Origin of the sequence: Embleya scabrispora DSM 41855 (assembly GCF_000372745.1) — a bacterium.
GTDB lineage: Bacteria > Actinomycetota > Actinomycetes > Streptomycetales > Streptomycetaceae > Embleya > Embleya scabrispora.
Window position 1 is genome coordinate 24,961 of the sequence record NZ_KB889727.1, and the last position, 8,852, is coordinate 33,812.

Below are 8,852 nucleotides of genomic sequence, written 5' to 3' on the forward strand. Positions count from 1 at the left end.
GTCTCCTGGTCAGCGGTTGGGGTTGGCGGAGGAGCGGCCCAGCTCCCGGTCGATGAAGTCGAAGACCTCGTTCTCGGTCGCGGTCTCGATCGCGGCGGCCAGGTCGAACTCGGCGGTACCGGCGACCGCTTCGGGCCGCGCGTCGGGCCGGGTCTTGTTCCAGCGGGCGAGGATGGCGGTCAGCCGGGCGGTGATCTCCGGGTGACCGAGAGCCTGGTCGGCCGCCTGGTCGACCGGAACGGCCATCAGGACGGCCTCCAACTTGTCCAGTTCGGCCAGTGCGGAGCGAGGGCTGACCCCGTCGGTGACGGCGAGCCGTTCGAGCAGGTGTTCCACCAGTACGCCGGGTGAGGCGTAGTCGAACACCAGCGTGGTGGGCAGGGACAGGCCGGTCTGCTCGGCCAGCCGGTTGCGGAACTGCACGGCGGACAGCGAGTCGAATCCGGAGTCCCGGAAGGACACCTCCCACTGCACGTTCTCCGGGGTCGCGTGCCCCAGCACCCCGGCCGCCTCGGCGCGCACCAGGTCGCGCAGGTACCGCTCGGCCTCGGTCCTGGTCATCCGGGCGAACCGGTCGGCCGGCACGTCGACGCTCGCCTTCCGGCGCTCACCGCGCGGCACCAGAGCGCGCAGCACGACCGGCACCTGCGCGGTGTCGCGGCGCAGCGCGGCCAGGTCGAGCGGTGCCGGCGCGACCACGGCATGCCCCGAGGCGAGTGCGGCGTCGAACAGTTCGCACGCCTCGTCCTCGGCGATCACCCGCAGACCGGACTGTGCGCTCTCGACCATCCGGCCCCAGGCCATCGACACCGCGGGCAGTCCCCGGGCGCGGCGCCACGTGGCCAGCGCGTCCAGGTAGGCGTTCGCCGAGGCGAAGTTGGCCTGCCCCGGGCTGCCGAGCATGCCGACCACCGAGGAGAACAGCACGAACAGCGCGGGCGGCGCGTCCGCGGTCAGCTCGTGCAGGTGCCACGCCCCGTCCACCTTGGGCCGCAGCACATGCGCGACGCGCTCTGCGGTCAGCGCGGTGAACACCCCGTCGTCCAGGACGTTTTGGGTGTGCACGATCCCGGTCAACGGGTGCTCGGGCGAGATGTCCGCGAGCAGCGCGCGCAACGACGCCCGGTCGGCCGGATCGCAGGCCGCCACGGTGACCGCGGCACCGAGACCGGCCAGTTCGTCCCGCAGCCGCGCGGCCGGCGAGTGGGGCCCGTGCGGGTCGGACGCGGCGAGCACGAGGTGCTCGACCCCGTACGCGGTGACCAGGTGCCGGGCGAACAACGCCCCGAGCGGCCCGTCGGCGCCGGTGACCAGCACGGTACCGGCCGCCACGGGCGCCGCCGGCGGCCCGCCCGGCGCGGCCGACGGTACGAGCCTCGGCGCGAGCATGCGCCCGGCCCGGATGGCCAGTTGGGGCTCCCCCGCCTGGGCCGCCAGGAACAGCAGCTCGGTCGAGGCCGCGTCGTCGTCCAGGTCGACCAGCACGATCCGATCGGGGTTCTCCGCCTGGGCCGACCGCAACAGGCCCCACACCGCGGCCCCGGCCGGGTCCCGGACGTCGTCCCGCGCCTCGACGGCCATCGCGCCCCTGGTCACCACGACCAGGCGGTTGTCCGGCAGGTTCTCCTGGGCCAGCCAGGACTGCGCCACGCCGAGGGCCCGTTCCACGGCCCGGTGCACCTGCGCCGGCCGCCCGGCGGACATGTCCGGCTCCGACGGTTGCACCAGCAGGACGTCCCAGGGGGTGTAGGACGCCGCCGCCGACTCGACGTCGGTGAACCGCAGCGGCGCCACCTCGGCGAGGTCGCCGGGGTCGTCGCCGAGCAGGGCGAGCAGGCTCTCCGGCTCGTCGTCGGCCGGCAACGGGACCGCAGTCCAGCGAAGTTCGAACAGCGAAGCCCGGCCGGGCGCCGCGGACGCCGCACCGTCCCTCGGGGTCAGCCGCACCGGGGCCAGGCGCACCGACTCGGCCACCAGCACCGGCAGCCCGGCCTCGTCGACCGCTTCGAGGCAAAACGCCTGCGGTCCCACGGGAGCCAGGCGCACGCGCAGGACCGTCGCCTCGGTGGCGTGCAGGGCAACGCCCTCCCAGGCCAGCGGCAATACGGCCGTGCCGTCCGGCTCGACCTCGGGAGCGCCGATCAGCAGCGATTGCACGGCCGCCTCCAGCAGGGCCGGGTGGATCCCGAACCCGCCGACGTCGGCGATCGCCCCTTCGGGCAGCCTGACCTCGGCGAACAACTCGTCCCCTCGGCGCAGCACCGACTCCAGGCCGCGGAACACCGGGCCGTACCGGTGTCCCGCGTCGGCGAGGTCCTCGTACGCCCAGTCCACCACCGCGGCTCCGGCCGGTGGCCACGCGGCCGGCTCGATCCGCGGTGGGCCGGCGGCGGGGGCGAGCAGGCCGGTGGCGTGGCAGGTCCAGTCCCGCGGCGCACCATCGGCGCCCGGGCCGGCGGCGGGTCGGGTGTGGATGCCCACCGCGCGCCGTCCCGACTCGTCGGCGGCGCCGGTCACCACCTGCACCTGCACGCCGCCGCGGTCGGGCAGTACGAGCGGCTCGACGATGGTGAGCTCGGCCAGTACCGGGCAACCGGTCGCGTCGCCGGCCCGGATCGCCAGGTCCACCAGGGCCGACCCGGGCAACACCGGCACACCGGCGACCACATGGTCCGCCGACCAGGGATGGGTGGTGAGCGACAGGCGGCTGGTGAACACCGACTCGTCCCGGCCCGCCACCGCGACGGCCGCGCCGAGCAGGGCGTGCTCGGTGGCATCGAGGCCGAGGTTCGCGGCGTCGCCGGACTCGGCCGGCCAGTACCTCGCGCGCTGGAACGGGTAGGTGGGCAGGCCGGTGCGGCGGGCCCCGGTGCCGGCGAACACGGCCGTCCAGTCGACGGCCGCCCCGGCGACGAACAGCTCCGCCACGCCGTCGAGCACGGTGTGCACCTGCGGCCGATCGTCCCGGAGCAGGAGCACCGAACGTTCGAGCGTGCGCCCGGGACCCGACTCGACGAACCGGGTCACCCGTTGCTCATCCATCCACCGCTCGGCGGCGGTGATGCCCGCCGACCCCGCCGACCCCACGAGATCGCCGGCCGCGAGCGGCCGGCCGGTGCGCAGCGACACCACCGGGATCCGTGGTTCGGCGAACGTCACCTCGATTCGGTCTCCGGTCGTCACCAGCCGGGCGGCGTCGGCCGGCGAGAGCGCCCCGGCGACGTACGCGGCGGCGATCTCGCCGATCCCGGTCCCGGCGACGCAGCCGAACGTGAGGCCCCAGGACTCGATCAGGCGGAACAGCGCCACCTCGGCGGCGAACAGTGTCGCGTCCTCGCCCTTGTCGCCGAGCTCGGCCAGGATCTCGTCGAACGCCTTGGCGTACACCGGCAACGTCTCGTACAGGTCGCGTTCCGGACCGTCCGCGGGCCGGCCGGTGACGGGCCGACCGGTGAACACGAACGCGGTCCGGCCGTCCCGGGCGACGGATGCGTCGCCCTCGGCGATCGCCCGCAGCCCGGCCGGTGCCTTCGCCCCGCCCGCGGTGACCAGTACCGCGCGGTAGTCGAATACCGAGCGGGTCGCCAGCGAGAAGCCGATGTCGAGCGGGTTCGGCGCGGCATCGCAGTCCACCACGGACAGCAGGCGACCGGCCTGCGCGCGCAGCGCCTGCGGCGACTTGGCCGACAACACCCACGGCACAGCCGGCAGGGACACCGCGTCCCGCGCCGGAATCCGGGTCGCCTCCTCGGGTGCCTGTTCGAGGATGACGTGCGCGTTGGTGCCGCTCATTCCGAAGGCGGACACCGCGGCCCGGCGCGGCCGGTCCCGTTCCGGCCACGGACGGGCCTCGGTCAGCAGTTCCATCGCGCCCGACGACCAGTCCACCGCGGATGTCGGCTCGTCCACGTGCAGGGTCTTCGGCAACAGGCCGTCCCGCATGGCCATGACCGCCTTGATCAGCCCGCCGGCCCCGGCCGCGTGCTGGGTGTGCCCGATGTTCGACTTCACCGACCCCAGCCACAGCGGGCGGTCCGCCGGCCGGTTGTGGCCGTAGGTCGCCAGCAACGCCTGCGCCTCGATCGGGTCGCCGAGCCGGGTGCCGGTCCCGTGTGCCTCCAGCAGGTCCACCTCGGACGGTTCGACGCCGGCGTTGGCCAACGCCTGCCGGATCACCCGCTGTTGCGAGGGGCCGTTGGGCGCGGTCATGCCGTTGGACGCGCCGTCGGAATTCACCGCGCTGCCCCGGACGAGCGCGAGCACCGGGTGCCCGTTTCGCCGGGCGTCGGACAGCCGCTCCAGCACGAACAGGCCCAACCCCTCCGACCAGCCGGTGCCGTCCGCGGACTCGGCGAACGCCTTGGCCCTGCCGTCCGGCGACAACGTGCGCTGCCGGGAGAACTCGATGAACCCGATGGGCTGCGCCATCACCGTCGCGCCGCCCGCGAGCGCCAGGGCACACTCGCCGCTGCGCACCGCGTTCGCGGCCAGGTGCAGCGACACCAGCACCGAGGAGCACGCCGTGTCGATGGACATCGTCGGGCCTTCCAGCCCCAGGACGTAGGAGATCCGGCCGGAGCCGAAGGACGTCGTGGAGCCGGTCAGCCGGTATCCCTCGGCACTCTCCTCGACCCCGTCGCCGCCCTCCCCGTATCCCTGCGCGGTCAACCCGGTGAAGACGCCCGTGTTGCTGCCGCGCAACGACTGCGGGTCGATTCCGCCGCTTTCCAGCGCCTCCCACGAGGTCTCCAGGAGCAACCGCTGCTGCGGGTCCATCGCGAGCGCCTCGCGGGGCGAGATCCCGAAGAAGCCGGCGTCGAACTCGGCGGCGGCGTCGATGAATCCGCCGGCACGCGGATAGAACGTGCCGGGTTTGTCGGGATCCGGGTCCCAGAGCCGCTCGATGTCCCAGCCGCGGTCGTCCGGCATGTCCGCCATCGCGTCCACCCCGTCCACGACCAGCCGCCACAGTTCCTCGGGGGTGTTCGCCCCGCCCGGGAAGCGGCACGCCATCCCGACGATCGCGACGGGCTCGTTCTCGCCGCCGGGCCCCGGGACCGACGCGGCCACGGCCGTTGCCGAAGCCGGCAGGTCGCCGCTCAGCTCGGACAGCAGATGCTCGGCGATCGCCGAGACCGTCGGGTAGTCGAACACCACCCCGGGCGACAACCGCAGGCCGGTGACCGCGGCCAGTCGGTTGCGCAACTCGACGGCGGTCAGCGAATCGAAGCCCAGCTCGCGGAACGGCACTCCCTCGCCGATCCGCTCGCCCGTGCCGAACCCGAGGACCGCGGCCACCTCGGTCCGCACCAGGTCGGCGACCTGCTCGTGCCGCTGGTGAGGCGGCAACGCGGCCAACCGGCCCGCCAGTTCCCGCTGGTCGCCCGCGCCCTGCCGAACCACCCGACGAGACGGCCGACCGACCAGGCTCCGCAACATCGGCGGGATCGGAGCCGATCCGGCCCGCAACGTCGGCAGGTCGAACCGCGCCGGCAGGATCACCGGGCGGTTCGACGCGAGCGCCAGGTCGAACAGCGCCGCGCCGCCCTGCGCGGAGATGGGCCGCAGACCCGGGTGCCGCGGTTGGTCGAGCCCGCCCGCGGTGACCCCGGCCTGCATGCCGCCCTCCGTGGACCACAGACCCCAGCCCAGTGAGAGCGCGGGAAGGCCGTGGGCGCGGCGGTAGCCGGCGAGCGCGTCGAGGAAGTGGTTGGCCGCACAGTAGTTGGCCTGGCCCGGGTTGCCCAGCGTGCCGGCGAGTGAGGAGAACAGCACGAACATCGCGAGGTCCATGTCGCGGGTGAGTTCGTGCAGGTGCCAGGCGGCGTCGACCTTGGGGCGCAGTACGGAGGCGACCCGGTCGGGGGTGAGCGCGGTGATGATGCCGTCGTCGATGACGCCGGCGGTGTGCACGATGCCGGTGAGCGGGTGCTCCGCCGGGATCGCGTCGAGCAACGCCGCGAGATCGGCGCGGTCGGCCACGTCGCAGGCCGCCACCCGTACGGTGGCACCGAGCGCGGTGAGTTCCGCGACCAGTTCGCCCGCCCCGGGCGCTTCCGGGCCTCGCCGGCTGACGAGTACCAGGTTCCGGGCGCCGTACCCGGTGACCAGGTGCCGGGCGAACAGCGCGCCCAGCGCGCCGGTTCCGCCGGTGACCAGGACCGTGCCCTCCGGTGCCGGCTTCGGCCCGGCGGTGTCCGCCGCGGGCTGCGGAGCCAGGCGTGGCACGGTCACCGCGCCGGCGCGCACCGCGACCTGCTCGTGGCCCGCCGCCAGTACCGCGGGGAGGATGGCGAGCGAGGCCGGGTCGTCGTCGACGTCCGCCAGCACGATCCGGTCGGGGTGTTCCGACTGTGCGGAACGCAACAGGCCCCACACCGCGGCGCCCACCAGGTCCGGGCCGATGCCGTCCGGCCCGACCGCCACCGCGCCACGGGTCACCACAACGAGGCGACTTGCCGCGAACCGCTCGTCAACCAGCCATTCGCGCACCAGATCCAGCGCCTCGACGACCGTGTCGTGCACCGGTGCGACGACCTCGCCACCTGGCCGGCCGGTGTATGCGGCGAGCAGCACGTCGGCCCCGGCCGCGTCCGACAGCGACTCGCGGTGGTCGACCGTCAACGCCGCATCGACCGACCGGTCGGGGCCGCCGAGCAGCACCCAGCGCCCCTCCTGTGCGGCCGGGACCGCTTCGGCCCCCACCCAGTCCACCCCGAACAGCGAACCGACCGCCTTATCCCGCGCGACCGGCCCGTCGGCCGACACCGGGCGTCCCTCCACCGACAGCACCTCGGCGACCGGTTGCCCCGCCTCGTCGGCCATCTGCACCCGGCAGGACGCCCCGCCGTCGGTCTCGCCGTCGATGACCACCCGTACCCGCAGCGCGGTCGCGCCGGTGGCGTAGAGGCTGATCCCGTTCCACACGAACGGCAGCAGGAGCGTGAAGTCCTCGCCCGCATCGGCGATCGCGGCGAAGACCCGAGGGTGGATGGCCGCGTCGAACAGCGCGGGATGAATCCCGAATCGTGCCGTGTCCGTGTGTTCCGGCAGCGCGACCTCGGCGAAGAACTCGGCGCCGGCGGCTCCGTCGCGGCGCCACAGCGTCCGCAGCCCGCGAAACGTCGGGCCGTAGACGTAGCCGCTCTCCGCGAGCTGCTCGTAGAACCCGTCCGTGGCCACGGGCGAGGCGCCGGCCGGCGGCCATTCGCTCAGCTCGAAATCCGGCTCCGGGGCCGAGGGAGTCAACAGACCGGTGGCGTGGCAGGTCCACTCCCGATCGCTCTCGTCGCAGGAGTGGATCGCGAACGTGCGGTGGCCGGAGTCCTGCACCTCGTGGACCACGAGCTGGACTTGTACCCCGCCTGCCTCCGGAAGGAGCAGCGGCGCGATGACCACCATCTCGGCCACACCGGCGCAACCGACCTCGTCGCCGGCCCGGATCGCCATGTCGATCAACGCCGTGCCCGGCACCAACGCCCGTCCGCCCAGCGTGTGTTCGGCGACCCAGGCGTGCGTGCGCGCCGACAGGCGGCCGGTGAACACGACCTCGTCGGCGCCGGCGACGCGCACCACCGCGTCCAGCATCGGGTGGCCCAGGGCCTCTTGCCCCGCCGAGACGGCGCCGGCCGACGACGACTGCGCAAGCCAGTAGTTCCGGTGTTGGAAGGGGTAGGTGGGCAGGTCGATCAGGGTCGCGGTGGTACCGGTGAACAGCTTGGACCAGTCGACGGTGTGTCCGCCGGTGTGCAGGTGCGCCGGCGCGGTCACCGCAGTGCGGACCTGGGGCCGGTCATGGCGCTGCAACGCCACGAACGACGCGTCCGGCACACTGTCCGGGCCCATCGCGGTCAACACACCGTCCGGCCCGATCTCCACGAACCTGGTCACCCCCGCCGCCCGCAACCGGGTGAGGTGATCGGCGAACCGCACCGGCTCCCGAACGTGCTCCACCCAGTACCGGGCGGAGCACACGTCCTCGGTACTCGCGGCCATCGGGATGTCCGGCTCGGCGAACACCACACCGTTCACGACGACGGCGAACTCATCGAGGACGGGGTCCATCAGCGGAGAGTGGAAGGCGTGACTGACCGTCAGCCGCCGCGTCTTGCGTCCCCGCTCGCGCAACGTGTCGGCTACAGCGGTGACAACGCCCTCGACCCCGGAGATCACCACCGACGACGAACCGTTGACCGCGGCGATCCCCGCCTCACTCTCCCGGCCCCGCAACAACTCCACAACCTCGGCCTCGGCCGCCCGGACGGCGACCATCGCCCCACCCGCGGGCAGGGCCTGCATCAACCGACCCCGNNCNGCNACNACCCGACAGGCGTCNTCCNGNGTGAGCACCCCGGCCACNTGCGCGGCGGCCAACTCGCCGATCGAGTGNCCGGTCACGAAGTCCGGCCGCACACCCCAGGACTCGAGGAGCCGGAACATCGCCACCTCGACCGCGAACAACGCCGGCTGGGTGAACCCCGTCTCGTCCAACCCCCNCCCACCGAACACCACATCCCTCAACGACCGGGACAACAGAGCGTCGAACCGGCCACAGATGTCGTCGAACGCCGCCGCGAACACCGGGAACACGTCGTACAGTTCCCGACCCATCCCGGCCCGCTGCGCACCCTGACCGGTGAACAGGAACGCCGTACGCCCCTCACCCGCCACCCCCGACACCACACCCGCCCCGACCCCACCNGNGGCCAACGAGCGCAANCCCGCCACCAGTTCGTCCCGGTCCGCGGCCACCACCACACCACGATGCTCGAACGTCGACCGCGAAACCGCCGACGACAACCCCACATCCGACAACGACACACCGTCCGGCGACACGTCCTCCACGAAGGACG

General features: G+C 73.5%; 1 protein-coding gene and 2 pseudogenes. All 3 read right to left on the reverse strand.

The genetic code is table 11. The annotated features are described in order from the left end of the window. Nucleotides 1-9: 9 nt before the first annotated feature. Nucleotides 10-3,042 (reverse strand): type I polyketide synthase, encoded by a 3,033-nt coding sequence (locus A3IC_RS73920; RefSeq protein ID WP_425387405.1) that lies wholly within the window; start codon nucleotides 3,040-3,042, stop codon nucleotides 10-12. A 132-nt stretch (nucleotides 3,043-3,174) separates the two neighbouring features. Further along, nucleotides 3,175-6,792, reverse strand: a pseudogene (locus tag A3IC_RS73925) (type I polyketide synthase); the annotation flags it as partial. Further along, a pseudogene (locus tag A3IC_RS73930) lies at nucleotides 6,766-8,844 on the reverse strand (acyltransferase domain-containing protein); the annotation flags it as partial. The pseudogenes A3IC_RS73930 and A3IC_RS73925, both read right to left, overlap by 27 nt. Between the last annotated feature and the right edge of the window lie 8 nt (nucleotides 8,845-8,852).